We start from the raw sequence: 26656 nt of genomic DNA, 5'->3' as shown, positions 1-26656 counted from the left end.
ATCCGCGGCGATCAGCAAACCAAGTACGAATATATCGGCAAGGTGATCCTGACGGCGCAACGGGCGGGCATTGCGAAAATCGGTTTCATTACCGAACCGCCTGCGCGTAATTGATAGGAGTATTGCAATGGGTATGAATGTAGGTTCTTCCGGCGGCAACGCCAACGATCCGGAACCGATGATGGAGATGAACATGACGCCGCTGATCGACGTCATGCTGGTGCTGATCATCATGCTGATCATCACGATTCCGATCCAGAATCACGCGATCAAGCTGAACATGCCGACCGGTAATCCGCCGCCGCCATTGGCCTTGCCGGTGGTCGACACGGTGGACATCGATCCGACAGGAACCGTGATGTGGAACGGCACGCCGATGGCGAACCGCGCGGAACTGGAAGACCGCTTGAAGACGGTGGTCGCGGGCGGCAATATCGATGAAGTGCACCTGCGGCCGAACAAGCTGGTGGAGTACAAGTCGGTGGCCGCCGTGATGGCGTCGGCGCAGCGGCTGGGCGTCACCAAGATCGGCATCGTCGGCAATGAGCAATACCTTGAATAAGGTCCCTGATTCGATATAAAAATTTGAAGCAAAGAACAGATTTACCGAACCAAATATTTCTTTACAAGGCAACCCTCTCTACATCACTCGAAATCAAGTCCGAAATTGCAGGAGTACTCAGTGAAAAAGCACATCGCCAATAGCAATGTCAGATACCGCCGGTTTACCGCAGAAGATGCGGCGGCTGCACATGAGTTGTCGCTGGCGGCCGGCTGGCCGCATCGGTTGGCCGACTGGCAATTTGTCCAACGACTCGGCACCGGCTTTGTGGCGGAAAGTAAAGACGGTGTAATCGGCACGGCGATGTGCTGGGGGCATGGCCAGGAATATGCCTCTCTCGGCATGGTGATTGTGCCGCCGGACTGCCAAGGCCAGCTCATAAGGCGACAATTGCTATCCCATGTGCTGACGGAAATCGGCGACCGTACTATCCTGCTCAGCTCCTCGCCGCAATGTCGGCCACTTTATGAACAGCTTGGATTTACGCCATTTGGTGAAGTTCGCCAGCATCAAGGGACAGTGATTCAATCGCAGGTCGCACTGTCCGTTCCGGGCGACAGAATCCGTCCAATCGGCGCCAGCGACAAGATCAAGATTGCGGCCCTCAGCAGCCGCGCCGCAGGCATGCCGCGCGGTACCGTGATGGCGGCGCTGCTGGAATCGGCGGAGGGTGGGGTCATCATCGAGAGTTATGAGCAGATGGTCGGTTGCGCTGTATTGCGCCGTTTCGGTCAAGGTTATGCGATCGGGCCGGTGATTGCTCCAGATATTGCTCGCGCCAAAGCCTTGATCAGCCATTGGGCGGGTTCGCACGCCGGCGCTTTCATGCGCATCGATGTCGCGCTGGCCGGTGATATGAGTCCATGGCTGAGCGGGGTTGGATTGATGCCGGTGCGTGACGTCGTCACAATGGCAAGGGGGGAGCCGCCGCTACTTGATAAAAATTTGCATCAGTACGCCATGATCAACCAGGCGCTTGGCTGATGCAAGCGCCATTCCGAATCGGTCATTTATCCCAAAAGTTGATTCGACATGATTGCCATTCAAAATCACCTCAACGATTATCCGATCGAAATCGATCTTCCCGATATCCGGCGCTATACCAAAGGCAACACTGGAATCCCTTATGTATATTCGTTCGATACCCGCTTGCCGGGCCCGCATACCATGATCAATGCCCTTGCCGGCGGCAATCAAATCTGCGGCGCGGTTGCGGTGAAGGCGTTGCTGGATCTGGATGTGCGGCCACGGTGCGGCCGGCTCACGTTAGCGTTCGCCAATATCGACGCCTATCTGCGCTTCGATCGCGCAAATCCTTATGCGTCGAAATATGTCGATCAGGATTTTGGTCGCTTGTGGGATCCGTGCATGCTCGACGATACAGCGATCGATTCGATCGAATTGCGACGCGCGCGCCAAATGCGCCCGATCATCGACACTGTTGATTTTTTGCTGGACTTGCGTTCCACGGATGAGCGCGGTGCGCCGTTAAATGTCTGCGGTCCGCATGACAAAGACATTGCCTTGGCCAGACAGCTCAGGTCGTCATCCCGCATTGTCAGCGCTGCAGGAGATATGGCCGATCGGCGCCTGCGCGATTATGGCGAATTTGGCGCTCCAGACAACAGCAAAGTCGCCTTGCAGATCGAGTGCGGCCAGCATTGGGAATCATTTTCTGTTCTGGTGGCGAAGGACAGCGTAGCGCGCTTTCTACTGGCAACCGGCACACTCGATATTAGCGATTTTTCATTCCGATGGTTTTCTTGCCTGCCGGCGGCGATGTAACTGGCACGGATTCCCCCGTCCAATGATGACATCTCGATTCTTGCCTGCGTTCCTTATCTGAATTCTCAGCTGCAAAAAAAATCGTTCCCGGTTTCAGCGGGAACGATTCATATCACCGCGGCGCCTACCTAGAAGTAGCGCACCCATTTCTGTGTCGATACCCGTTTGAATCGGGCAAATGCGCGGCAGGGAAAATACAGCAGAGGCATCAATGCAAAGGCTGTCGGCCATACTATCCAGTAATGATCGACGCCAAAGCGCACGCCATGGTTTGCGCCGAAAATGGCGACCAGAAGATGCTGCAGGATCAATAATACGTACAGGTGCAGCAAATAGTAAAACATCGGCGCGCCGCCAAAAGTTGCACATACGCGAGTGAACCAGTTATCGATGGCTTCGAACCAGGCCAGCGATATTAATCCAGTGCCCAGAGTGAGCAGCAGGAACGATAGCGATGGCGGATATTTGGTGAAGTTCAACCACGACATGAGCGTATGCACCAAATCCTCGCCATGCACCCAGGGCAGCGATTCTCCATAAATATTGAAGCCGCGCAGCAGTCCCAGCAGCGCCAGGCAGATAATGCCGACGATTACCAGCAGTCGCCTGCGGCTGGCTGCTGCCACGGTTTGCGCATACAGCGGGCCGGCGACATAACCCAGCAGGATCACGCCAATCCACGGCAGCAAGGGATAGGTGACCTTGATTTTGACAGCACCGTCGGCCACCAGATAGCCGCGATGCAGCAGCAGCGTCCACAGGTAGTAACCGACGCTGCCGGGATCGAAGCTCAGCGAGGTCAACAGATTGTGGCCGAACACTATGGCCAAGCCAATAGAAGCGAGCAGCCAGCGCGGCTGCCGATGCAGTAAGGCAAGCACGATCATGGCCAGTCCGATAACCCAGATCACCTGCAGGTAGATGGTCGATGGCGGGAATTCGCCGGACCATGCAAACGTGACCAGAGTCCATTCAAGAACTACCAGCAGCAATCCGCGCTTGACCAGGAAACCCGTGGCGGAACGCGGCGTGCCGGACGACGGGTTGGCATATAGCCACGCAGACAGTCCGGTAAGAAATACAAACATCGGCGCGCAGAAGTGCGCAGCAAGACGCATGAAGAACATGGCGGGTTCGGTGGTGTTGACGTCCATCGGGTCGCTGACTTGCATGTGCAGATAAATTGTCTCGCGCACGTGGTCGAACAGCATGATCAACATCACCAGGCCACGAAGAACATCGATTACGGCTATCCGCGAGCGTGATGCAGCGGCCGATTTTGCAGATGAGTGTGTAGTGTATGTGCTGGCGCCGTATGACAGCGGGACTTTCGGATTGACCGTCGGATTCGTCATGGTGTTGGCCTGGTTTGGTTGGAGGGGTTGCAGATAGCAAGAAGTGCTCGATTATTCTAAATCCCGCCTATGAATTATTCTGCTTTCTTTGGATGGAAAGCAGGCTTTTCTCTTTGAAAAGATGCAGTGATATAGCATTTTCTATCGTGCCTGCTTGCAGGCCGCTTGGAAACTTATTGCTGCAATGGCGTGTGCGCATATTGTGTCGGCGTCATTTGGAAAAAATAAATCAGTAGTGAAGTCGAAACAGTGAAACCGCTAAGGAAATCGCACTTTCTTGGGGAGATTCACAAGAATCTGCACAGTTTCAACGCATGCGCGCTCATCTCGGCACGGCATGCTGATTCGGTCGGGCAAAACAGATATTTCTGTTCTGTGACATGCCGAAAACAAGATAACTGCGTAATTTCGACATGCTGTAATCAATACCAGAAGACGATGTTTTTGCGAACCGCGGTCCCGCAGGGAATCGGACTTCCACACGATATCTATTCCAACAGGGAGTTTTCATGCACGCCTCGCCACGTTTTCATCTCGCACTTTTTCTTGCGGCTACCTATCCGCTTGCAGCCTCTGCCGCTGACACCGATAGTTCTCCGGAAGTGGTCGTCGTCGGCCAAAAACAACCGTATCGCAGCATCTCCGCTACCGGTGCGACCAAGACCGATACGCTCTTGATGGATTTGCCGCAGAGTGCACGCGTATTGACTGCCGACCTGTTGCAGGATGTCGGCGTCGTCAAATTTTCCGATGCCTTGGACCTGGCCAGCGGCATCGCTCGTCAAAGCAATCTGGGTGGTCTGTGGGACAGTTATGCCATGCGCGGATTCACCGGCGATCCGAATTTCGGCTCCGATTTCCTGGTGAATGGTTTTAATTCCAGCCGCGGCTACAACGGCCAGCGCGATTCTGCCAATACGAACACCGTCGAGATATTGAAAGGCCCTGCTTCCGCGCTGTATGGTCGCGGCGATCCAGGCGGCACCGTCAATATCACGACCAAGAAACCCTTATTTCAGCCGTCGCAAACCATTGAGCAATCCGTCGGGAACTACAGTACTTACAGAACCGCGGTCGACCTGACCGGTCCTCTCAGTGAAACGGTTGCCTACCGCCTTAACGCCGCCTATCAAAACGGCAACAGTTTTCGCGACACCGAGCATTCAGAGAGTTATGTAATTTCGCCTTCCTTTATCTGGATGATCTCGCCGGATACCACTCTTTCATATGAAATGGAGGCGGTCCAGCAAAGAACGCCGTTTGATCGCGGCGTCCTTGCAGTTAACGGAAGGCTCGGCCTGATTCCCAACTCGCGCTTTCTCGGTGAGCCTGGCGACGGTCCGATAACCATCAAGTCGCTCAGCCACCAGCTGTTTGTGCAACATCAATTCAACGACGACTGGTCGCTGCAGAGCGGATTGTCCTATCGCGAAAGTTCGCTCAAGGGATTGTCGACAGAGGCCAGCAAATTGCTTGCCGATGGACGTACCTTATGGCGGCAGCACCGGCTGCGTGATTTCTCGGCCACCGATACCTCTGGCCGCATGGAATTACTCGGCAAAGTCGCAACCGGTCCTGTGGTGAATAATCTGCTGTTCGGCGTCGACGCTTATCGTTTCGACGACGATCGCGTTTTGATGCGCGCCAATCCAACTGCGGCCGCTCCTTATGCTATCGATATTTACAATCCTGCATATGGTCAATCCGTGCCGGCGGCCATGACGCTCAATATCAGCACCAAGGAAAAGCAGCGCGCACATGGCTTGTATGCGCAAGACCAGATCGATATTACCAAGCAATGGAAGGCCTTGATCGGGGTGCGTTACGACAATTACACGCAGACTTTCGATGACCGGCGCTTCTTGCGCAATACCGAGCAATCCGGCAATGCGACCAGCCCGCGCTTCGGTATCGTCTATCAACCGCTCAAGACGCTATCGTTCTATGCCAGCGTATCCAAAGGTTTCCGGCCAAGCAGCGGCACTACATCGGGCGGTCTGCCTTTTGCCCCGGAAAGCAGCCGTTCTTATGAGCTCGGCACAAAGTACGATGCGGCCAACGGCAAACTCAGCAGCACTTTGGCGGTTTACAAGATTCAGAAACAGAATGTGCTGACGGTGGATCCGTTGGACCCCAATTACTCGGTCGCTGCCGGCGAGGTCGAAAGCAGGGGCGTCGAACTCGACGTCTCTGGAGAAATCGTCCGCAACCTGCGTCTTACGGCAGCGTATGCCTACACCGATACCAAAATCACCAAAGACAATTTGTTCAAGGTTGGCAGCGCGTTGCCGGATGTTCCTAAAAACAGCGCCAACCTGCTCCTGGTTCAGGATTTCAAACTTGGCGACGGCGTTGCATCTTTCGGCGGCGGTGCGAACTATGTCGGTGAACGCAACGGTGACGTAGCTGTAAGCAGCAATTTCAAATTGCCGGCCTACACCACCTACAAAATGATCGCCTCTTATAAACCGACCAAAAAGCTGCGTATTTCCTTGAACGTCGACAACCTGTTCAACAAGACTTACTACGCCAGCTCTTACAGCCAGCTCTGGGTTGCTCCCGGGACGGAGCGCACGATCACACTGAAGGCGCAATATAAATTCTAATGACTTGGCTTAAGGCGCTCTGCCGCCCAAGCGCGCGGCGGAGCGCTTGTTCAAGCAGATTGAATGATATCCGACGCAAGTTTTATTGACTGATCATGCACACCGGAGAATTTGCATGCAAGAATTATTAGGTCGAAAGACGCATTGGCTCGGCATCGCCAAATGCGTGTTGATCCCCGCTCTTCTGTTGCTTCTGGCGTTCACCGCATCCCATGCTTTTGCGCATGGGGTGGCGGATGAAGATAAAACCTTTATCGAACAAAACACCGGTATCCACCTGCTGCCATTCATCTATCTCGGCGCCAAGCATATGGTTACCGGTTATGACCATCTGCTGTTCCTGTTCGGCGTCATTTTTTTCCTCTACCGGATGAAGGATGTCGGCACCTACGTCAGCTTGTTTGCCATCGGTCATAGCGTCACCTTGTTGACCGGCGTGCTGACAGGCACCCATGTCAATCCGTATATCGTGGACGCCATCATCGGCTTGTCGGTCGTCTACAAGGCGCTAGACAATCTTGGGGCGTTCAAGCTGGTCCTGGGTTTTCAGCCGAATGCCAAGGCCGCCGTGCTTATTTTCGGCTTCTTTCACGGTTTCGGCCTGGCTACCAAGCTGCAAGAACTGACTCTGTCTCAAGACGGATTGATCCCGAATATCGTCGCTTTCAATGTCGGCGTGGAGATGGGGCAGCTGCTGGCTCTCAGCGCCATCATGATTGCGATGGGATTCTGGCGCCGCACCGAAAATTTCCGGCGCCAGGCCTTTTCCGCCAACGTCGTTTTGATGACCGCCGGTTTTATCTTGATTGGCTATCAGCTGACTGGCTATTTCATGAATTCACCAAGGATCCCGACATGACACCTGTCGACAATGCAGCACTACCGACCTTGCCGCAATTGCGTAAGGCAACTGGCATCGCCATCATCGCCGCGGCAGCCATGCTGGTCGCCTTTGTTTTACCTGCCGAGTACGGGATTGATGTCACCGGCATCGGCAAGCTTCTGCAGATAAAGAAATTAGGCGCCGATAGCGCGGAGGCACCGCTTAGCCCTGCGCTGCCTGCAACCGCGGCCGCGGTTGCACCGGAAGTGACCTTGGTCAAAAGCCGGATGCCATTTAATGAGAGTGAAATGTCTCTGATATTGCAACCAAATCAAGGCGGCGAGATTAAGGCCTTGATGCGCCAAGGTGAACACTTCGTCTATACGTGGTCTGCCGAAGGCGGCAAAGTCACCGTCGACATGCACGGCGAACGGCCCAATGCCGGCAAGGAATTTACGCGCTATTGGAAAGATAAACAGCAAGCGGGCGACCAAGGATCTTTTGTCGCGCCGTTTGACGGTATACACGGCTGGTTCTGGCGCAATCACAGCGACAAACCGGTCACGATAAAGGTAAAAGTCAGCGGCTTTTTCGAGAAACTTTATGTGCCGTCTTAAACGTCGTTTTTATTGAATTCTTAGCCAACCTGATCAACCAACTTTGAGGGACAAAATGAACAACATCACCAAATTCGTTACGACTGCAGCCTTGGCTGCAAGCTTGCTTGCAAGCGCGGCCACGCATGCGCATGGCATCTGGTTTGCCCAACGCAACAATCAACTGGCGCTGCTGTATGGCATCGGCGCAGACGATCTCGACATGGTCAAGCGTTTCTCCATGGTGAAAAGCATTGCAGGATTCGATGCGACAGGCAAGCCGGTGCCGACGTCATTGATCAAAACCGATCATTTGATCCTGGTCGATACGGAAAACCAGCCGGCGCTGGTGGCAGCGGTTCTCGATAATGGCACATGGAGCAAGACACCTGAAGGCAAATGGCTGAAAAAGGGGAAGGACGAAGTACCCGACGCCGTCGTCAGTGAACAGAACTACAAATATGCGGTGCTTATTCGTGGACAAATGACAGCGCCTTTGCCGCTCTTGCCGGGACAAACGCTGCAGATCTTGCCGGTCGATGCAACGCTGCCAGCATTATTGGGGCAATCGATGAAGCTGCGCGTCATGTATCAAGGCAAGCCGGTGGCAGGCGCGCGCGTATTGCATGACTGGATCAACGATCCTGACAGCGAGCAGCTCAAAACATCTGCGGACGGCACTGTGACGATCAAAGTCAGAAATCAAGGACTGAATGTCGTCGTCGCCATTTTCAATTCGCCGCCGGAAGATCCAAAGAAGACGAATACGGTGGAACACCTGGCGTCGCTTTCGTTTGTGTTGCCGCACGCCCCCGAATAATGAACAGCCCGGGCCGGCAGTTTTACTGCCGGCCTGTCCGGTATCGGGCTTTCGGCGCTCCCCGTCCAAGGGCGCCGCTTTATGCAAAGGTAACTCCATGAAGAAGATTGCAATTTCATTATTGTTGGGCGCCATGTCCATGACATTCAACGCAGCACATGCTCACGGCAACACAAAACCGGAACATGGCGGCTTGATTCAGATCGATGGCGACATGTCGCTGGAACTGGTTCAGGGCAAAGACGGAGCTGAGTTGTACGTCGTGGACGACGACGACGAACTGCCGAGCGCCGATCTGAGCGGAAAGCTGACCATCACCAGCAAAGGAGCCAAGTCGGAAGCGTTGCTCAAGCCCGCCGGCGGCAACAAATTTGAGGCTAGGGGAGTCAGAATCCCAGCGGGTTCGAAGGTGGTCGCGATGGTGGTTTTAAAAGACAAGACCACAAAAGTCAGCGCCAGCTTCACGACTAAATAATCGCGCTCCATTCACTGCAGCGCTGCTGTGCCAGCCTGGTAACGCTCGGATAAATCTGCGGCGTTATCGGTTTTCTGCCAAATGCACAAAATGCGGCTGGCGCTTTTAAGCATGAATTTCCCATTTTTTCGGGTTGGCCGGTTCGGCCGGCCATGCTATCTCTATGAAGAAAATCCTGGCCAGCGGCGCATTGCTGGCATCTGGCGTTGTTGCGTCGCCGAATGCCATGGCATCGGGAGCGCTGAATGTAGACGATGCCGCCATCGTCGAGCCGCATGCCTGCCAGCTTGAATCCTGGCTGCGTTTCAACCGGGATCGCACTGAACGCTGGTTCATGCCGGCTTGCAACGCGACCGGGAATCTTGAAATTGCCGCTGGGGGCGCTGTGCAGAGAGATATTCAAGGTCCATACATGGCGCATGCGCAGATCCAGCTTAAAACCATCTTGAAAAAGCTGCAAACCAATGACGTCGGGATTGGCTTGATTGCAGGAGCGGATAGAGAAACGGAGGCGGGCGGCAGAGAGAATGTTTTGCACTCTTACGCCAAGATCCCGGTCACCCTATCGCTATCCGACGATGTGTTTTTACTGCACGTCAATCTAGGCGCCATTTATTCGAACACGCAGCATGCTGCACGCTTGACTTGGGGCATGGGAATGGAAAAAATGCTGTCCCGCCGCGTCACGTCGATCGCTGAAATTTATGGCGAGGACAAAGGAAAACCGTCGTATCAAGCGGGGTTGCGCACTGTGCTGATACCTGATCGGGTTGAGTTGAGTACTACTTTTGGCAATGTAATCGGAAGTGCGCGCGCAGGGCAGTTTATCGCGATTGCCATTCGTTTTAGTCTTCCCGGCTTGTTGCCGTAGATTGTCGGCTACAGATCCAGTACCAGCATGGTGCTCTTCGCGCGCGAACAGCAGGGCAACAACAGATCGTTCTTCATCCTGTCTTCTTCGTTCAGGTAGCTATCTCGATGATCGGGTTCGCCATTCAGTACTCGGGTCAGGCAAGTGCCGCATACGCCTTGTTCGCAACTGGTTGGTATCGAGACGCCTGCTTCGGACAACGCGGCAACAATGGATTTGTCTTTAGTGATGCGATAGATCCTTCCGGTACTAGCCAGCTTGACGTCGAACTCGACATTGTGGTCTGGATTGCCGATTTCACTCGCAAAATATTCGCGGTGCAGCCGCTCATTGCTCCAGCCATTCTTCTTCGCCGTGTCTATTACCGCATCCATGAATCCGACCGGGCCGCAGACATAGAGATGTGTCACCGCATCCGGACCGGCGAGTAACGCCTGCAGGTCGAGGCGTGGGGACGATGCGCCTTCGCTGAAGTGAAATGTCACGCGTTGTGCATATATTGACGATTTGATTCGATTAAGAAACCCGGCGTGTAGCAATGAACGGCTGCAGTAATGCATGCTGAAATCGGCCTCTATGCTGGCAAGCTGTTCTGCCATGGACAGGATAGGAGTCACGCCGATGCCGCCGGCAATCAATAGCGATCGCTTGGCGGCAGGCACAAGAGGAAAATGGTTTCTTGGCATCCCGACTTCCAATGCAGAACCTTCTTCAAGATCGTCATGCATGGCCTGCGACCCGCCACGCGAATCCGATGTACGGAGCACGCCGATCTGGTAGCGATACCGCTCTCGCGGGTCGTTGCACAGGGAATATTGCCGTACCAGGCCGCTACGCAGATAGACGTCGATGTGCGAACCGGAGCTGAAGGGAGGCAGTTTTTTCCCTGCGGGATCGACCAGTTCGAAGCTACAGATTCCTTTTGCTTCGATTGTCTTTTTACGAATGTGCAATAACAGTCTTTTTTTGGCCGGACGTTTTGATTCCCTGCGCAGATAACTGCCTATGCCGGTATAGGCGAGCACTGGTATGGATAGCGCACCGGCTAACAGCAGCAGTTGGCCGAACAGGCCGCCTACCCAGCCATAGTGGATGGATAAGGCCCAAAGATAGATTTTTTCTCCAAGGCTGTTTTTGGCGTAAGGAATAAAACGCAGTACCTTCCCGGTGCAGGAATCCAATTCCAGATAGGAAAATGCCTGGGCATGTGGTGCGTCGCTGCCGACCAGCCTGATGTCAATTGCATCGTCAGATTTCTCGGAGAACCGGATTTGCGCTTGCCTGACCTGCGGCATCACGGATTGCGCATGCTGCCAAACTGCTTCTGCCGACAAGCGTCGGACGCCGGCTGGCGCCGCCGATTGCGGCGTTGGCGCAGGTAATTGCGACCCCGTAAGCAGGTAGATACTGTGCCGGCACCACTCAAAAGCTTGAGGCAAGCCAGTGAGCGCGCTGGTCAAAAGAATCAGGCTGGCATATAGCGCCGTGCTTTGGTGAAGATGCCGCGGAAAGGTGCGGCCGACGGATTTGCGGCTGCTGTGCGGCCTGCCGGACCACCAGGCCATGAGGCCGCCCAGGATAAGCATGACCGTAAACGCAAGGGTGACAGTGCCGGCAATCAGGTGGCCGTTTTTTACAAAGTGGAAACTGTGTAACAGCGCTAGCGTACCGAACAGACCGCCGTAACGATTATCTTGCCCAAGCACCGCGCCGGAACACGGATTTATGTTCACCCATTTGTCATCGCTAAAGCGGATGCGCGCAGCCGCATTCGTATCTGGGTAAAGTCGTATATAAGTGAGCGCGCCGCCATTCGGATTGGCCGTACGTGCATTGGAAATCAGGGTATCAAGCGGCAAATTCGCATGGCAAGCCGCTATTGCGAACTGATCGCGATTGATGACAGGATCGAGCTGAGGACGGAAAATCATGCCGGCGCCCGTGACCGCAATCATGACCATGACCACACCGAGAATCAAGCCGGTCCAACGATGGAATTGAAGAACACGGTGGCGAAAAGGAGGGGGCATGCTTCAGGAATGACGCTGCTTACGTTGGAAGAACAACCTTTTTTTATCAGTGGAAGTCGATCAGACAAGCTGCGTAATGTGGCGGATTCAGCAAGTTATCAGCATCGTCAACTATGGTATTGATTACACCATGTAGAAGATCTGCAGATATCTTGTTTTGCCTTTACCACAAAACAGAAACGATGGTTTTAAGTGTCCCAGTCAGCATAGCCTGCCAGAACACTTTGTTTCACTGTCTGAATCAAGCGTTGCCCGCCTGCGCGGCGTAGCGCCAAACTTGGCAGTCTTCGGCAAAGCCGGGGCGGTTCAGTGAAGGACGGACTACTTATCAAGCTGTGTCGAATTGATTGGGTGATCAATCAGCCGGCGCTGCGCCGAGGCAGCACATAGATCAGCAGATCGCCGATGGTGACTTTTTGGCCGGCCTGGATCTTGCAGGTTTTGCGCAGCTCGATCTTGCCGTCGACGGCCACCACGCCGCTGGCGACCAGCGCCTTGCCGGCGCCGCCGCTGTCGCACACGCCGGTCAGCTTGAGCAGTTGATTGAGTTCGACGTAGTCGCTATTGAGGCGTAGTTCCAGTTGTTGCATGGTATTCCGATGTAGATGAATGAATGTCAGGCGCTGGCAGTGCGCTCTAGCGCCAGCTGCGCCTGGTCGAGCCAGACGTGCAAATGGTCCAGCAAATCCTGCTGGCTGAACGAACAGCTTTCTTCGCTGAACAGGCTGCCGGCTTCCAGCCGTCCGAGAAAATTTTCCGCGACTTCCGCAAAACGCGGCGGCAATGCTGACAGCAGCGCGGTTTGCGCGCGCCAGGCTTGGCACAGGGCGGCGACGGTGCTGCCGTTGTTTTGCGTGGCGCCTAAGGCCGTGCGCAAGAGTTGGATCGTGTCTTGATGCTGCATGGTGTCACTGTCTATCTGTTTAATGCGTCAGCCCGGCCAGCACGAACAGGCCGATCGCGGCCAGGAATGCAAGGGTCCACACGGCCGAGCGCATGCTGGGGCGGTCCGCCAGGTACAGGACGGTATAAACGATGCGGGCGGCGATAAATGCCAGCGCCAGCAAATTCACCATGTTCTGCGTCGCGTGCACTTGCTGCGCAATGATCACGCCGGCGGCGAAAAACGGGAAAGCCTCGAAATGATTGCGATGGGCATAATCGGCGCGGCGCCGCAGTCCGGACTGTTTCTCCAGCCAGGCGCGCGGTTCGGCATTGTCAAAATCAGGACGGCCGCGCTTGGCGAGCGCGACCGTAAACAGCGGCATCAGTCCGGCAATCAATACGCACCAGTAAGCAATCGTCATGGAATTCCCGTGGTCTGGTTATGGGTTGGCTGCGGTTAAAGCGCTTTGACTTCAAACGTGTTGCAGGACTTGACTTCGCCGCTGCTGACGCCTTGCTTGAACCAGTGCACCCGCTGCGCCGAAGTGCCATGGGTGAAAGAGTCCGGCACGACATATCCCTGTTCCTGTTTTTGCAGGGCGTCGTCGCCGATCGCGGTAGCTGCGTTCAAGGCCCCTTCGACATCACCTTGCTCCAGGATGCTGCGCGCCTGGTTGGCGTGGAAGGCCCAGACCCCGGCCAGGCAGTCGGCTTGCAGTTCAAGCCGCACCGACATGGCGTTCGCCTGTGCTTTCGACATCTGGCGTTCGGCGCTGTTGACCTTGTCCATGATGCCCATCAGGTTTTGCACATGGTGTCCGACTTCATGGGCGATCACGTAAGCCTGGGCAAATTCGCCGGATACATGGAAGCGCTGCTGCATCAGCTGATAAAAGCTGAGGTCGATGTATACCTTGCGGTCGCCGGGGCAATAGAAGGGGCCGGAAGCGGTCTGGCCGGTGCCGCAGGCGGTTTGCGTGGCGCCGGAAAACAGCACCAGCTTCGGCGGCGGATAAGTCTTGCCGTTGGCGCGGAAAATCTGGGTCCAGACGTCTTCAGTGTCGGCCAGCACCGTGCGCACGAATTTGGTCTGGCGATCTTCAGGCTGCGCGCTGCGATTGGGATTTGGGGCTTGCTGCGACTGCGGCTGGCTGACCGGTCCGCCGCTGAGCAGGCTCAGTACGGTGGTCGGGCTGATGCCGAAGAAATACGAGGCCACCAGCGCGATGGCGATCGTGCCAAGGCCAATGGAACGGCCGCCGCCGAAACCGCCTCCTCCGCCTCCACCACCATCGCTGCGGCGATCTTCGACGTTGTCACTTTCCCGATTGCCTTCCCATTTCATGGCTGCTTCCCCCGTTGACTTTAGTAGGCAATTCTAACGGAACAGCCACAGATATAGACGTAAAACTACTGTGAGATATTGTAAAAAATCTACTTGAAATCCCATTTCATCTGTTCGGCAATCGGGATGTGTTTTGCCGATTCGACGCAGAGCGCGATGTAATCGGTAAACCGCGGGGCAGGACGGATTCCTTCGGCCAGCAGGTTTTCATTGTCAAATACATAATTCAGGCCGGCGAAAGCGCCATACAGCTTGAGCGCGCGCAGCAGCAGGCGGTCATTGCATTCCGGCACGCATTCGCGCATGCGCGGCAACAGGGTCGGGATGGCGTCCGGCGTGATCTGCTTGTAAGTGGCGCCTATCGGTTCGATGCCGCGCGCCGCCGCCAGCGCCAGGTCGATTTCGCGGAACGATACGCACGAGCCGAGGCCGGCCGAGATATGGAATACGTTGTGGGTCAGCGTTTCTTTCTGGGCCAGGTCGATGATGGCTTGGGCGCACCAGTCGACCGGCACCACGTCGACTTTTTCGTCGAGCGAGGTGGTCAGCGCGCCCAGCAGCTGCCAGACCATGAAGACCCAGAAAATGCTTTGCGAAGGGGCGCAGCCCAGCACGGTATGGCCGACGATGATCGATGGCCTGACATACACCACCGGCAGGTCGGGGTAGATGTCGCGCAATTTCTTTTCACCCATTGCCTTGGAGCGCGTGTAGGCCACCAGGTGCTCGTCGCCGAGCGGCAGGTCGATCTGTTCTTTCACCACGGCATTGATGCCGGCGCCTTCGCCGCAAGCCATGGCGGTGCCGATATACATGAAGCGCTTCAAGGCTGGCCGCCGGTGCATCAGCTTGCCGAGCGCCAGAGTGCCGTCGACATTGATTGTTTCGAGCAAGGGGTGGTTCGAGAAAGTCGCCAGGGCGGCTGAATGGATGACCACCGAAACCCGGTCCAGGCGCGGGTCGCCGCTGATCTTGTCGAGCTCCGACAAATCGCAGCAGAGGATTTGTTCAACCCCGATCTGCGCCACGTCGGCCGCGCTCGCACCCAGCAGCAGCAGGTTTTCGATAACCCTGGCATGCGCCGCAGCCGGGGTTTCCGCTCTTGCCAGCAGCAATAGATTCTTGCCTAGGCCACGATGAATTGCCTCAACTGCGTTGGCGCCACCTAAGAAGCCGGTCGCGCCGGTCATCAACATTAAATTATTCATGAAAGGCGTGTGCTCTTGTAACTTTTCTGATAGAGATTGATGGTTGCGCCTGCTGGCTGATTACACGCTGGCTACTGGGTATTTATGGTGTAGGGAGTTAATTGCGACGCCTGGTGGTTTTAGATTTTCTCATAAGGCGGCACAAGTTTACATACCATGTAACGCGCGATTCTATAGTAAGGTTGACAAACGGATACAAAGATTTACAAAGAGTAGCATGTTGCCGGCTATCCATTGTTTTTTGGTTGCCTTTGGGCAATTGCAAAAAAAGGCTAAGTGAATGTTTTTTAACATTTAAATTTGCTTTTCGTGAACTTTCATCAAGCAAACAGTGACCAAAGGTTAAAGAATTATCGGGTGCTGTCGTCAGGTACGGCATTTGTCTGGCGCGCCCGTTCCACATTCAATCCTGTCCTATCTTCATGGCCGCGCCCCGTTTTGCGCCTGGGCATGTTCAAGATTTGCCGCACGATGAACCGCCAAATTGGGAGTCAACATGTTCTACTGGATCGCAGCGTTGCTGGTCGGCGCCATGGCATTAATGCAGTTGCGCGCGAGCGCCTGGATCTGGCTGCTGGCCATCCTGCTCTGGATAGGCGGCGGTTTCCGGTTTGCCGGGATCGGCGCGCTGGCAGCGGTACTGCTGTTGCTGCTCATGGTGATCCCCACCTTGATCGTGGCTATCAAGCCTCTGCGATACACCTTGCTCAGCAGCCCGATATTGCAGATATTCCAGCGCATCCTGCCGCGCATGTCGGAGACCGAGCGCGACGCCATCGAAGCCGGCACCACCTGGTGGGACGCCGAGCTGTTTTCCGGCAAACCGGCCTGGGACAAGCTGCTGCAGCTGCCGGCGCCGAAACTGACGATTGAAGAGCAGGATTTTTTCGACAACGAAGTCGAGCAGCTGTGCGGTCTGGTCAGCGACTGGGAAAGCACCGAGATCTGGCAGGACCTGTCGCCGCAAGCCTGGCAGTTCGTCAAGGAGAAAGGGTTCCTCGGCATGATCATTCCCAAGCGGTATGGCGGCAAGGAGTTCTCGGCCTACATGCACTCGCAGGTGATCATGAAGTTGTCGTCGCACTGTTCGGCGGCGGCGATTTCAGTGATGGTGCCGAATTCGCTGGGGCCGGCCGAACTGCTGCTGCAGTACGGCACTGAAGTGCAAAAGGATTATTTCCTGCCGCGCCTGGCCGCCGGCGAGGAGATCCCGTGTTTTGCCTTGACGAGCCCTTACGCCGGTTCTGATGCGGCGGCGATCCCGGATATCGGCGTGGTTTGCGTAGGCAGCTACGATGGCCAGGAAATGCTGGGTTTCCGCATTACCTGGGACAAGCGCTACATCACGCTGGGGCCGGTGGCGACGGTGCTGGGCCTGGCGTTCCGGGTGCATGATCCAGACCATTTGCTGGCAGCCGACGGCAGCACCGACCTCGGCATCACCTGCGCGCTGATTCCAACCAGCCATCCCGGCGTGGTGACCGGCCGCCGCCATTGGCCCTTGAATGCTGTATTCCAGAACGGCCCGACTTCCGGCAAGGATGTGTTCATCCCGCTCGACTGGGTGATCGGCGGCCGCGACATGATCGGCAAGGGCTGGCGCATGCTGATGGAATGCCTGGCTGCCGGCCGCGCGATCTCCTTGCCGTCCTCGACTGTCGGCTTTTCCAAGCTGGCGGTGCGCGGCACCAGCGCTTATGTAGCGATGCGCCATCAGTTCAAGATCCCGATCGGCAAGTTCGAAGGCGTACACGAGATGCTGGCGCGCATGGGCGGCAACCTGTATCTGATGGACGCGGTGCGCAGGCTGTCGGCGCTGGCGGTGGACGCCGGCGAAAAACCTTCCGTGATTTCGGCCATCTCGAAATACCATGTGACCGAGCGCGGCCGGGTGCTGGTCAACGCCGGCATGGATGTGCTGGGCGGCAAGGGCATCTGCATGGGCCCGAATAATTTCCTGGCGCGCAGCTACCAGCAGATGCCGATTGCGATTACGGTCGAAGGCGCGAATATCCTGACGCGCTGCCTGATCATTTTCGGGCAAGGGGCGATCCGCTGCCATCCTTATGTGCTGAAGGAAATGGCGGCTGCCGGCGAGGCAGACCAGGGCAAGGCGCTGGCTGATTTCGACCAGGCGTTCTTCGCCCACATCAGTTTTGTTTGCGCCAATTTTTCACGCACCCTGCTGGCAGGCCTGACCAGCGGCAGCCTGCCCGGCGCGCCGAGCGCTGCGCCGGTGGAGCTGCGCCATTTCTACCGCGCGGTCAACCGCATGTCGGCCGCATTCGCGCTGCTGAGCGATATGTCGATGTTTGTCATCGGCGGTTCCCTGAAATTCCGCGAACGGATTTCCGGCCGCCTGGGCGACATCCTGTCGCAGCTGTACCTGGTGTCGAGCGTGCTCAAGCGTTACGAGGACGACGGCCGGCCGCAGGAAGATTTGCCCTACGTGCATTGGGCGATACAGGATTCCCTGCACCAGGCGCAGGAGGCATACCTGGGCGTGCTGGATAATTTCCCGAATCGTGCGCTGGCCATCCTGCTGCGTTTCATCGCCTTTCCTTTCGGACGGCCTTACAAGCTGCCGTCGGATGCGCTGGACAGCACGGTCGCCCGCATCATGCAAACCGACAGCGACAGCCGCGACCGCCTGACCGCCGGCATGCACATGCCGAGCACCGGACAATCGCCGCATGCTTTTGGCGAGCTGGCGTTCCAGCTGATCCCGCAGGTGAATGCGATCGAAGCGCGCCTCAAGCCGGCAATCCAGGCCGGCACGCTGCCGCCTCTGCCGCAAAGCCTGATCGAGATGCAGCACTGGATAACGGCGGCTGCCGCCAGCGGCGATATCACGGAAGCGGAGCAGCAGGTCTTGCACGATTTCGCGCACTGCGGCGATATCAGCGTCCAGGTGGACGATTTCCCGCAAGATTTCAACTTGCTGGAATCGGCGCAGACGCGCCTGCAAGCGCTGCGCCAGCCTTGAGCACCAATCATGGAATTTGCAACACGATAAGAAAGAAAACCGATGACTACCCTAGTGCAACCGGGCCTGAAACTGCGGCCCCTGGAGCGTAACGACCTGCATTTTGTGCATCAGCTCGACAATAACAGCCACATCATGCGTTATTGGTTCGAGGAGCCGTATGAAGCCTATGTCGAACTGGTGCAGCTGTACGACCAGCACGTCCATGACCAGAGCGAGCGGCGTTTCATCCTGGAAAGCGACAACGGCGAAATGGTGGGGCTGGTGGAGCTGGTCGAGATTACCCATATCCACCGGCGCGCCGAATTCCAGATCATCGTCGCCCCCGGCGCGCAAGGCAAGGGCTATGCCGAGCGCGCCACCCGGCTGGCGATTGAATACGCCTTCTGCGTGCTCAACCTGTACAAGCTTTACCTGTATGTCGACAAGGAAAACCACAAAGCCATCCATATTTACCAAAAGTGCGGATTCGGACTGGAAAGCGAGTTGAAAAGCGAGTTTTTCATCAATGGCGTGTATCGCGACGCGATCCGCATGTGCATGTTCCAGCCGGAATACCTGGCCAAGCGCGGGCGTTGAAGATTTCTTGCAACGCGCCTCTGGGCATCAAAACGTCCTTGACTTAGCTGTTTCTAAGATATATCTTAGTATCTCATTCAATGAGATAAGGAAGAAACATGTTTGGACATAGAAGAGGCTGCGACCACAGCCGCATGCATCAAGGTCATGAAAGGCAACATCGGGGCGGCGGCCTGTTTGAACGGGGCGGGCGGCGTGAAGGCGGACGCGGCGGACGGATGTTTGAGCAAGGCAGCCTGCGCCTGGTGATCCTCAAGCTGTTGCAAGAAAAGCCACGCCACGGCTACGAAGTCATCAAGGCGATCGAAGAACTGGTTGGTGGCGACTACAGCCCGAGCCCGGGCGTGATCTACCCGACTTTGACGCTGCTGGAAGAGCTGGGCTATACGGCGATCGAAGCAGAAACCGGCGGCAAAAAGCTGTACCGGATCACGGCGGAAGGCAGTGCGTTCCTGGCTGAAAACGGAGAAGCCCTGGCCTTGGCGCTACAGCGCCTGGAAACCGCGCAGCGCGCATCGGGCAGTTCGGCGCCGGAGCTGCGGCGGGCGATCCAGAATTTTCGGATGGCATTGCATACGCGGCTGGAAAAGGGTGAGCTTAGCCAGGACCAGATCCACGCCATCGTCGACGCCATCGACCTGGCAGCCGTGAAGATCGAACGCATCTGAAGCAAGGCGTTATCGCCATATCAGGCAACCGCAAGTCGTTTGGAAAGAAGGAGCAGTTATGCGTGAACACCGCTACCGCATCACCCTGGAGCACCTGGCAACGCCAAAACAAGGCGAGCCGACCCATGCCGCCATCGGTTTTGAAACCGGCAACCACGACGATCTGTTTACGATCGTCGACAAGGTGCGCAGCAAGAACCAGTTTGACGCCGATGCTGCAGCTTCGCTGGCGCTGGGCTTGAAGCTGTTTACCGAAGTGATGCTGAAAAATCGCAGCCATCCGCTATTCGCAGATATCAATCAGCCCATGCGCGATTTCATCCAGAAACTGAAGGCGCTGCCGCAAGCGGATGCGCAAACGCTGCCAGCGCTGGCGCCGGAAACACAGGATTAACAAGGAAACCGGGCGGGACGCCGCGCCGGTTATTTGAATGCAAGTACGCGGGCCCCGGATGATTTTCGTATGACCGAAAATCATCCGGGGCCCGCTTTGTGTTTACTGCCTCGCTGCAGTCGGCGGCAGGGTGTTATTCGCGAGCCGGCGCAATCATCTCGGCATAGTCATACAGCGCGCCAAGAATTTCTTCGCCGCGCTCGTCCGCCGATTCCGACAACTTGTCTATCTCTTCAAACAGCATCTCGACCGTGCGCGCCTTGCCTTCGCCGTCGAACAGGCGCGCCACCCGGTGTTCTTCCCAGCGCTGCCGGTCTTCCGCGGCCAGCGTCTCAGGGAAATTCCGGGCCCGGTAGCGGAACGCCAGTTCTTCCAGGCGCTGGTCGTCGAAACTGATGCGGGCAGCCGCCAGTTTTTGCGGCGGCAGGGCGCGCAATTCATTCAGCTTGCGGCGATCGTTATTGCCGACGAAACCGCCGTACAGGTCTTCATCGACATCGCTGGCCGGCTCATCGGGACGCTGGAACACCTGGCGCCATAAGCCGCTGAGGTCGGGAGCCCGCGCCGCGATCTCGGCATGGCGCAGCGCCAGCGGGATATCGGTGCCCCAGCGCGCCGCCATGTCGGCCGACAGCGTTTGCAATTTATTGATCACCATCGGCGATTTGTTCAGGTGCACCGATTTCAAGGGCAGGCGGGTTACGCCTTCGGGCAGGTCGGCAGCCTTGCTGAACAGCCGGGTGCGCACGGTATCCGCATCCAGGGAAAACAGTTCGCTTGGATCGAACGCCAGGTCCCAGGCCAGGATTTCATTTTTGTTGGTGGGATGCACGCCGAGCGGCCACATGACGGCCAGGCAGCCGTGTTCGGCCGGGAACATGCCGGAAATATGCAGGAACGGCCGCGGCGTCGGCAAACCGATTTCAGCGCCGGCGCGGTCTTTCTTGTGCAGGGCCAGGCAGAAATCGAATAGCCGTGGCTGGTGTTGCCGTATCAGCCTTGCGAGGCCGATGGTGGCCCGCACGTCGGACAGCGCATCGTGCGCGGCTTCATGGCTGAGGCCGTTGGCGGCGGTCAGGTGTTCCAGGCGGAAACTCGGCCGTCCCTCATCGTTCACCGGCCATTGGATGCCCTCGGGGCGCAAGGCGTAGGCGGTGCGCACCACATCCAGGATGTCCCAGCGGCCGCACTGGTTCTGCCATTCGCGCGCATAGGGATCGATCAGGTTGCGCCAGAACAGGAAACGCGTGACCTCGTCGTCGAAGCGGATCGTGTTGTAGCCGACGCCGATTGTGCCGGGTTCGGAAAACGCTTTCTCGATCTGGGCCGCGAACTGGTATTCGGGAACGCCGCGCTCCAGGCATTGCTGCGGCGTGATGCCGGTGATCAGGCAGGACTGCGGGTCCGGCAAGAAGTCATTTGCTGGTTGGCAATACAGCATGAGCGGTTCGCCGATTTCGTTCAGTTCGGCGTCCGTGCGGATTGCCGCGAATTGGGCCGGGCGGTCACGCCGCGGCTGGACGCCGAAAGTTTCGTAGTCGTGCCAGAGGAAGGTATGCGTGGACATGGAGGGCTAAATGCTTGAGGGAGGTGCAGCAGTTTACAGGCATCTTTCCATGCCTGTATAGCAGTTTTACAACGCTTTAGGCCAAATCGTAAGCCCAGCCAAAATAGGGCTTTTAGCCCCTTAAATTCACAAAACTGATAACTGCTATTGGCAATCGAAATTGGATAATTGATGGGGAAACGCTATTCTGGTTGTGCGACGCAACAATTGGCTTGCGGTGAACGCAAAACGAAAGAGGAATACATCATGTCTACAATGACTATCAGCAACAGTTCTAGCATCTCCCGTCCAGCTGCTTCGGCCCAAGCCCAAGCTGCCGGCGTCCTGGCCAGCATCGCTGCATTTTTCAAGCGCGTCGGCACTGCCTACGAGCGTTCGGAAGCGGCACGCAAGGAAGCTTACCTGGCAGAAGCCGTCGACCTGTATGACCTGGAATACCGCATGCAACGCCTGGACCGTGAAAGCGCCCAGACTGCAGCATGGATCAAGGGTTTCTAAGCATCACGTCGGGTATTACGGCAGCGCGATGCCGGCAGTAAGCAAGCTGCAAGTGTTTGCGGCAAGAAGTAGTTTCAGTACCCTGCAGTAGTTCGTCTTTATCGCTGCGTAGCAGTCGGGCATCCCGCCGGCATTGGCCGTCAGACCGGGTTGCCCTGCTGCTCACACAGTGCATGCCTTGTCACATCTCCCAGCTACGAATTCAGTGCTTCAGTGCGATTCCGTCAACAGCGTGAAATGCTCGACGGTGGGCGCCACGGCAAAAAACGGCCCGACCAGCGCGCGCCATTCGGCAAAGGCCGGCGATTCGCGGAAATCCACGGTATGGTTTTCCAGCGTCTGCCAGGAAATCGTCAGCACATAGCGTTCCGGCGATTCAATTCCCTTGTGTATCTTGAAACCGGAAAATCCTTTGGCTTTGCTGATGACTTGTTCGATTCCGCGCTGGATCGCGGCGTCGAATTCCTGTTGTTTACCGGGCTGGATGCGGATATCGGCTAATTCGAGAATCATGGTGGTTCCATCGTTTTGGTTGGCGGGACGGGAATTGTCGCATTTTTAGACAAACCAGGCGGCAATCAACCTTTGTGGATTCCCCTCCCATTGACTATGCTGAGTGTATACACAGTCATAGGAGGCCATCATGTTGGGTAGACAACGACTATATTTCATGTTGCCGGACGTTTCCAGCGCACGCAGCACACTAGACGAGTTGCTGCTGGCCAGGGTGGGGATTCGGCACATTCACTTCTGGGCTGCGGACGGCACACTGCCGGCCGATATGCCTGAGGCCAATGTGTTTCATAAAACCGACCTTGCCAACGGCGCCGAGATCGGTTTGCTGGCCGGCGGCGTGATAGGTCTGCTGCTGGGCATGTGGCTAGTGTATTTCCCGCCGGAGTGGGTGCACCTGAACTGGCTGGCGCTGGTGGCGCTGACCTTGGCCGGCGCGGTGCTCGGCAGCTGGATGTCGGGGATGGCTGCGGCGGCGCTGCCTAATTCCCGCCTGAAGGCGTTCCATGCCGGGATCGACGAGGGCAAGATCCTGCTCCTGATCGACGTGCCGTTCAAACGGGTGCCGGCGATAGAGGAGTTGATTGAAAAGCGTCACCCGGAAGCCGCTTTCTCTGGAGTGGAAAAGCATCTTCCTGTCTTCCCGTAGTAAATGCATCGGACTAGCGACAAAAAAACACCGGCCATCGCGCCGGTGTTTTTTTATGCAAATCGCAAGACATTTCTTTCCTGATCTCGATTGTTATTTTGCGGCGGGCTTCGTACACTAGCTTGCGGTAAAAAAACAAAATCAATCATACGTTTTACGCTGCCGGTTGCGCCTGGCTTACGCCTCATGCGGCGCCGGCAGGCAGGTAAATCGACATACAGAGAGGAAATTCATGGCGGCTTCTTATTTTCCCAAATGGCGCCTGCGCGCCAGCATGGCGGACGGGCAGGGCCAGGTCATCGCTGCCGACGAACGCTTGCCATGGCCGCAGACTTTCGCCATGGGGGTGCAGCACGTTGTCGCGATGTTCGGTTCGACCGTGCTGGCGCCGCTGCTCATGGGTTTCGATCCGAACCTGGCGATTTTCATGTCCGGCATCGGCACCTTGCTGTTCTTCGTGCTGGTCGGCGGCCGGGTGCCGAGTTATCTCGGCTCCAGCTTTTCTTTCATCGGCCTGGTGATTGCCGTCAGCGCCTATGGCGGCCATGGCCTCAATCCCAACCTCGGCGTAGCGCTGGGCGGCATCATTGCCTGCGGCGTGCTGTACGCGCTGATCGGCCTGCTGGTGATGGCGATCGGCACGCGCTGGATCGAGACCCTGATGCCGCCGGTGGTGACCGGTGCGGTCGTTGCGGTGATCGGGCTCAACCTGGCGCCGATTGCGGTAAAGGGCGTCAGCGGCAACAACTTCGACGCCTGGATGGCGCTGGGGACGGTGCTGTGCGTGGGCGGCGTCGCCGTGTTTGCGCGCGGCATGCTGCAGCGGCTGCTGATACTGGTCGGCCTGATGCTGGCGTATGTGATTTATGCGTTGCTGACCAACGGCGCGGGTCTTGGCAAGCCGATTGATTTTGGCATCGTTGCGCAAGCTGCGTGGTTCGGCATCCCGCATTTCTCCGCACCGGTATTCAAGGCCGACGCCATGGCTTTGCTGGCGCCGATCGCGATTATCCTGGTGGCGGAAAACCTTGGCCATATCAAGGCGGTGGCTGCCATGACCGGGCAAAACCTGGACAAATACATGGGCCGCGCTTTCGTCGGCGACGGCTTGGCGACGATCGTCTCCGGCAGCGTCGGCGGCACCGGCGTCACCACTTACGCGGAAAACATCGGCGTGATGGCGGTCACCAAGATCTATTCGACGCTGGTGTTCGTGGTGGCGGCTTGCCTGGCCATCATCCTGGGCTTTTCGCCGAAATTCGGCGCCGTGATCCAGACCATTCCGGGTGCGGTGCTGGGTGGCGTGTCGATCGTGGTGTTCGGTTTGATCGCTGTGTCAGGGGCGCGTATCTGGGTCGAGAACAAGGTTGATTTCTCTAACAACCGCAACCTGATTGTGGCGGCCGTGACCCTGGTGCTGGGAGCCGGCGACTTTACCTTGAAGCTCGGCCAGTTCTCCCTGGGCGGCATCGGCACCGCGACTTTCGGCGCGATCATCTTGCATGCCTTGCTGCGCGAAAAGAAATCCTGAGACGGATTGCAACCGCAAAAAAGCTGCGCATTGCGCAGCTTTTTTTGTTGCTACCAGGCTTGCTTGGCGACCTTCGCCGTGGTCTTTACCGCAACGGCGGGTTCGAATTCCATACGCAGGCTTTTCATCAGGCAAACCATGTACAGCACCAGCACCACGGAAAACGGCAACGACGCCAGCACGATCGTGGTTTGTATCGCGCTGATGTTATCCGCGAACATCAGGCCGACGGTGACCGCCATGATCAGCGCCGACCAGAAAATGCGCAGCCAGTGCGGCGCATCGGCATCGTCGTCGGCGCCGCGCACCGACAGGTTGGCCAGCATCACGGCGCCCGAATCGGCCGGCGTCAGGAACAGCACGAAGCCGACGAAAATCGCCACGCCCGACATGGCGGTGCCGAACGGGTAGTGCGCCAGCAGCTTGTACATGGTCATGGCCGGCTGTTCCAGCGCTGCCCGGCTCAACTCGGCTGCGCCGTGGCTGATCAGCAGGTCCAGCGCGCTGTTGCCGAACACCGACAGCCACACCAGGGTGAACGCCAGCGGCAGCAGCAGTACGCCGGTGACCACTTCCCGGATAGTGCGTCCGCGTGAAATGCGGGCAATGAACAGGCCGACAAATGGCGCCCAGGAAATCCACCAGGCCCAGTAGAACAGGGTCCATTTGCCGAGCCAGTCGCTCGGCCGGTCATAGGCATACAGGTCAAACGTCTTGCCGACGAAGTTGCTGACGTAGTCGCCCAGGTTCTGGATCATGGCGTTCAGCAGATGCAGCGTCGGTCCCATCGACAGCACAAAAACCAGCAAGCTTGCAAACAGCACGACGTTCAGGTTCGACAGGCGCCGGATGCCGGTTTCGACGCCGGAGACCGCCGCCAGGGTCGCCACGATGGTCATCACGATGATCACCGCCAGCAGCGTGCCGTGGCTGTTTTGCAGGCCGAACAGGTGTTCCAGGCCGGCGCTGATCTGCAGCGATCCTATGCCCAGGTTGCTGACCAGGCCCAGCACGGTCACCACGATGCCGAAACAATCGACGGCGTGGCCGGCGGCGCCGTGGACGCGTTCGCCGAGCAGGGGATACAAGGCGGTGCGCAAAGCCAGCGGCTGCTTGTGGCGGTAGGCAAAGTAGCCCAGCGCCACCGCGATCAAGGCATAGATGGCCCAGCCGTGCAGGCCCCAGTGGAGGAAGGTCAGGGTCATCGCCTGGCTTGCCGCCGCCGGTGTCGCTGCCGTTCCCTGGGGTGGGTACAGGTAATGCGTCAACGGTTCCGAGGCGCCGAAATAGAGCAGGGAAATGCCGATGCCGGAAGAAAACAGCATGCCGGCCCAGGCGCCGTAGCTGAAGGCCGGCTGTTCGTCATCCGCCCCCAGTTTTATCTTGCCGTAAGGAGATGCGGCAAGCCAGACGATGAAACCAAGGTAAGCGGCCACTACCAGCATGTAGTACCAGCCGAAGCTGCTGGCCAGGGTCGCTTGCGCGCTCGACAGCCAGGCGGTGGATGCCTGCGGGAAGGCGATGATGATGGCGGTGAAGGCAATGATCAGGATTGCCGAAGAGAAGAAGACGGGGCGGTTGAGCCGTGTCTTCATGGATGGCCGATGGCTGACGGCTGATGCTGGGGTGCTCATTTGATCTGCCCGCGGAATGCCGGTTTTGCTGCCTGGCCTGACTGTCTCATTGTCTTTGTGCTTGATTGATGTTGCATTTAAATAAACCTCATTCCGATTCTGTTGCCGGGCTTCTGGCCTGATTTTGTTTTCTTTTGTTTTCATAAGGAAAACATTTTGCTATCAATGACACCTTGGATTTAAATTGATTGAACGTCCAATCAATTTAAATTATACTGAATTTAGGCAGCGGATGGCAGGCCGCTTTGCGCGAATGTTTTGAGGGGAAGTGCGTTG

Annotated in this window: 27 protein-coding genes; 17 read left to right on the top strand and 10 right to left on the bottom strand. The window is 56.9% G+C overall.

Going from position 1 to position 26656, the window contains the following annotated elements:
- The 4 genes from V8G57_RS04515 to V8G57_RS04500 all read left to right on the top strand — a co-directional run.
- The coding region (locus tag V8G57_RS04515) for an ExbD/TolR family protein (RefSeq protein ID WP_425458226.1) at positions 1-114 on the top strand (114 nt) is incomplete at its 5' end.
- Positions 115-127: 13 nt separating this feature from the next.
- Positions 128-562 (top strand): ExbD/TolR family protein, encoded by a 435-nt coding sequence (locus tag V8G57_RS04510; RefSeq protein ID WP_342828342.1) that lies wholly within the window; start codon positions 128-130, stop codon positions 560-562.
- A 120-nt stretch (positions 563-682) separates the two neighbouring features.
- Positions 683-1546: a GNAT family N-acetyltransferase gene (locus tag V8G57_RS04505; protein WP_342828341.1), complete on the top strand. Its 864-nt coding sequence runs from the start codon at positions 683-685 to the stop codon at positions 1544-1546.
- 48 nt (positions 1547-1594) lie between these two features.
- Positions 1595-2347, top strand: coding sequence for a M14 family metallopeptidase (locus tag V8G57_RS04500; RefSeq protein WP_342828340.1), 753 nt, complete (start codon positions 1595-1597; stop codon positions 2345-2347).
- Positions 2348-2475: 128 nt separating this feature from the next.
- Here the strand turns inward: V8G57_RS04500 and V8G57_RS04495 are convergent, their stop codons facing one another.
- Positions 2476-3702 carry an acetyltransferase domain-containing protein gene (locus V8G57_RS04495; protein WP_342828339.1) on the bottom strand — a complete coding sequence of 409 codons (1227 nt, stop codon included), beginning with the start codon at positions 3700-3702 and terminating at the stop codon, positions 2476-2478.
- 509 nt (positions 3703-4211) lie between these two features.
- On the opposite strand from V8G57_RS04495, the gene V8G57_RS04490 reads away from it, so the two are divergent.
- The 6 genes from V8G57_RS04490 to V8G57_RS04465 all read left to right on the top strand — a co-directional run bounded on the left by V8G57_RS04490 (position 4212) and on the right by V8G57_RS04465 (position 9893).
- On the top strand, positions 4212-6308 hold the full coding sequence (locus V8G57_RS04490) for a TonB-dependent siderophore receptor (protein WP_342828338.1): 2097 nt from the start codon (positions 4212-4214) through the stop codon (positions 6306-6308).
- Positions 6309-6423: 115 nt separating this feature from the next.
- The gene (locus tag V8G57_RS04485; RefSeq protein ID WP_092402027.1) at positions 6424-7167 is read left to right on the top strand and encodes a HupE/UreJ family protein; all 744 of its coding nucleotides are present in this window, start codon (positions 6424-6426) and stop codon (positions 7165-7167) included.
- Positions 7164-7748 (top strand): transmembrane anchor protein, encoded by a 585-nt coding sequence (locus V8G57_RS04480; RefSeq protein WP_342828337.1) that lies wholly within the window; start codon positions 7164-7166, stop codon positions 7746-7748. Before V8G57_RS04485 ends, V8G57_RS04480 begins: the two co-directional genes overlap by 4 nt.
- Positions 7749-7803: 55 nt before the next feature.
- On the top strand, positions 7804-8547 hold the full coding sequence (locus tag V8G57_RS04475) for a DUF4198 domain-containing protein (protein ID WP_092402033.1): 744 nt from the start codon (positions 7804-7806) through the stop codon (positions 8545-8547).
- Positions 8548-8644: 97 nt separating this feature from the next.
- Positions 8645-9022, top strand: coding sequence for a hypothetical protein (locus V8G57_RS04470; RefSeq protein ID WP_092402036.1), 378 nt, complete (start codon positions 8645-8647; stop codon positions 9020-9022).
- Between the two features lie 163 nt (positions 9023-9185).
- Positions 9186-9893: a hypothetical protein gene (locus tag V8G57_RS04465; protein ID WP_139220184.1), complete on the top strand. Its 708-nt coding sequence runs from the start codon at positions 9186-9188 to the stop codon at positions 9891-9893.
- 8 nt (positions 9894-9901) lie between these two features.
- Here V8G57_RS04465 and V8G57_RS04460 read toward each other — a convergent pair whose 3' ends face one another.
- From V8G57_RS04460 to V8G57_RS04435, 6 genes are all read right to left on the bottom strand, one after another.
- Positions 9902-11923, bottom strand: a complete 2022-nt coding sequence (locus V8G57_RS04460) for a PepSY domain-containing protein (RefSeq protein WP_342828336.1) — start codon at positions 11921-11923, stop codon at positions 9902-9904.
- A 359-nt stretch (positions 11924-12282) separates the two neighbouring features.
- Positions 12283-12513 carry an RNA-binding S4 domain-containing protein gene (locus V8G57_RS04455; RefSeq protein ID WP_061539267.1) on the bottom strand — a complete coding sequence of 77 codons (231 nt, stop codon included), beginning with the start codon at positions 12511-12513 and terminating at the stop codon, positions 12283-12285.
- A gap of 26 nt (positions 12514-12539) precedes the next feature.
- Positions 12540-12827, bottom strand: a complete 288-nt coding sequence (locus tag V8G57_RS04450) for a hypothetical protein (protein ID WP_092402045.1) — start codon at positions 12825-12827, stop codon at positions 12540-12542.
- A 19-nt stretch (positions 12828-12846) separates the two neighbouring features.
- On the bottom strand, positions 12847-13230 hold the full coding sequence (locus tag V8G57_RS04445; RefSeq protein ID WP_342828335.1) for an MAPEG family protein: 384 nt from the start codon (positions 13228-13230) through the stop codon (positions 12847-12849).
- A 35-nt stretch (positions 13231-13265) separates the two neighbouring features.
- Positions 13266-14153, bottom strand: coding sequence for a KPN_02809 family neutral zinc metallopeptidase (gene ypfJ / locus V8G57_RS04440; protein ID WP_092402052.1), 888 nt, complete (start codon positions 14151-14153; stop codon positions 13266-13268).
- An 89-nt stretch (positions 14154-14242) separates the two neighbouring features.
- On the bottom strand, positions 14243-15361 hold the full coding sequence (locus V8G57_RS04435; protein WP_092402055.1) for an SDR family oxidoreductase: 1119 nt from the start codon (positions 15359-15361) through the stop codon (positions 14243-14245).
- 496 nt (positions 15362-15857) lie between these two features.
- On the opposite strand from V8G57_RS04435, the gene V8G57_RS04430 reads away from it, so the two are divergent.
- The 4 genes from V8G57_RS04430 to V8G57_RS04415 all read left to right on the top strand — a co-directional run bounded on the left by V8G57_RS04430 (position 15858) and on the right by V8G57_RS04415 (position 19988).
- A complete protein-coding gene (locus V8G57_RS04430) occupies positions 15858-18347 on the top strand; it encodes an acyl-CoA dehydrogenase (RefSeq protein WP_342828334.1) in 2490 nt (829 codons plus the stop codon).
- 42 nt (positions 18348-18389) lie between these two features.
- Positions 18390-18926: a spermidine N1-acetyltransferase gene (gene speG / locus V8G57_RS04425; RefSeq protein ID WP_092402061.1), complete on the top strand. Its 537-nt coding sequence runs from the start codon at positions 18390-18392 to the stop codon at positions 18924-18926.
- 98 nt (positions 18927-19024) lie between these two features.
- Positions 19025-19594, top strand: a complete 570-nt coding sequence (locus V8G57_RS04420) for a PadR family transcriptional regulator (protein WP_092402064.1) — start codon at positions 19025-19027, stop codon at positions 19592-19594.
- Positions 19595-19652: 58 nt separating this feature from the next.
- Entirely contained in the window at positions 19653-19988 is a 336-nt protein-coding gene (locus tag V8G57_RS04415; protein WP_092402067.1) for a DUF3861 domain-containing protein, read from the top strand.
- A gap of 133 nt (positions 19989-20121) precedes the next feature.
- On the opposite strand, the gene sbcB is transcribed toward V8G57_RS04415, so the two are convergent.
- Positions 20122-21555, bottom strand: a complete 1434-nt coding sequence (sbcB, locus tag V8G57_RS04410; RefSeq protein ID WP_092402070.1) for an exodeoxyribonuclease I — start codon at positions 21553-21555, stop codon at positions 20122-20124.
- A gap of 171 nt (positions 21556-21726) precedes the next feature.
- Here sbcB and V8G57_RS04405 point away from each other — a divergent pair, with 171 nt between their 5' ends.
- A complete protein-coding gene (locus V8G57_RS04405) occupies positions 21727-22053 on the top strand; it encodes a DUF3563 family protein (RefSeq protein ID WP_092402073.1) in 327 nt (108 codons plus the stop codon).
- Positions 22054-22263: 210 nt separating this feature from the next.
- On the opposite strand, the gene V8G57_RS04400 is transcribed toward V8G57_RS04405, so the two are convergent.
- Entirely contained in the window at positions 22264-22566 is a 303-nt protein-coding gene (locus V8G57_RS04400) for an antibiotic biosynthesis monooxygenase family protein (RefSeq protein WP_342828330.1), read from the bottom strand.
- 130 nt (positions 22567-22696) lie between these two features.
- Here V8G57_RS04400 and V8G57_RS04395 point away from each other — a divergent pair, with 130 nt between their 5' ends.
- Together V8G57_RS04395 and V8G57_RS04390 are read left to right on the top strand one after the other, a co-directional pair.
- On the top strand, positions 22697-23215 hold the full coding sequence (locus V8G57_RS04395) for a DUF1269 domain-containing protein (protein WP_092402079.1): 519 nt from the start codon (positions 22697-22699) through the stop codon (positions 23213-23215).
- Positions 23216-23447: 232 nt separating this feature from the next.
- Positions 23448-24746 carry a solute carrier family 23 protein gene (locus tag V8G57_RS04390; RefSeq protein WP_092402081.1) on the top strand — a complete coding sequence of 433 codons (1299 nt, stop codon included), beginning with the start codon at positions 23448-23450 and terminating at the stop codon, positions 24744-24746.
- A gap of 50 nt (positions 24747-24796) precedes the next feature.
- On the opposite strand, the gene V8G57_RS04385 is transcribed toward V8G57_RS04390, so the two are convergent.
- Positions 24797-26380 carry a BCCT family transporter gene (locus tag V8G57_RS04385; RefSeq protein ID WP_342828329.1) on the bottom strand — a complete coding sequence of 528 codons (1584 nt, stop codon included), beginning with the start codon at positions 26378-26380 and terminating at the stop codon, positions 24797-24799.
- Between the last annotated feature and the right edge of the window lie 276 nt (positions 26381-26656).

Origin of the sequence: Collimonas rhizosphaerae, assembly GCF_038896935.1 — a bacterium.
Classification (GTDB): Bacteria; Pseudomonadota; Gammaproteobacteria; order Burkholderiales; family Burkholderiaceae_D; genus Collimonas; species Collimonas rhizosphaerae.
Note: the sequence above shows the minus strand (reverse complement) of the source record. Positions and strands in the feature narration are given on the sequence as shown.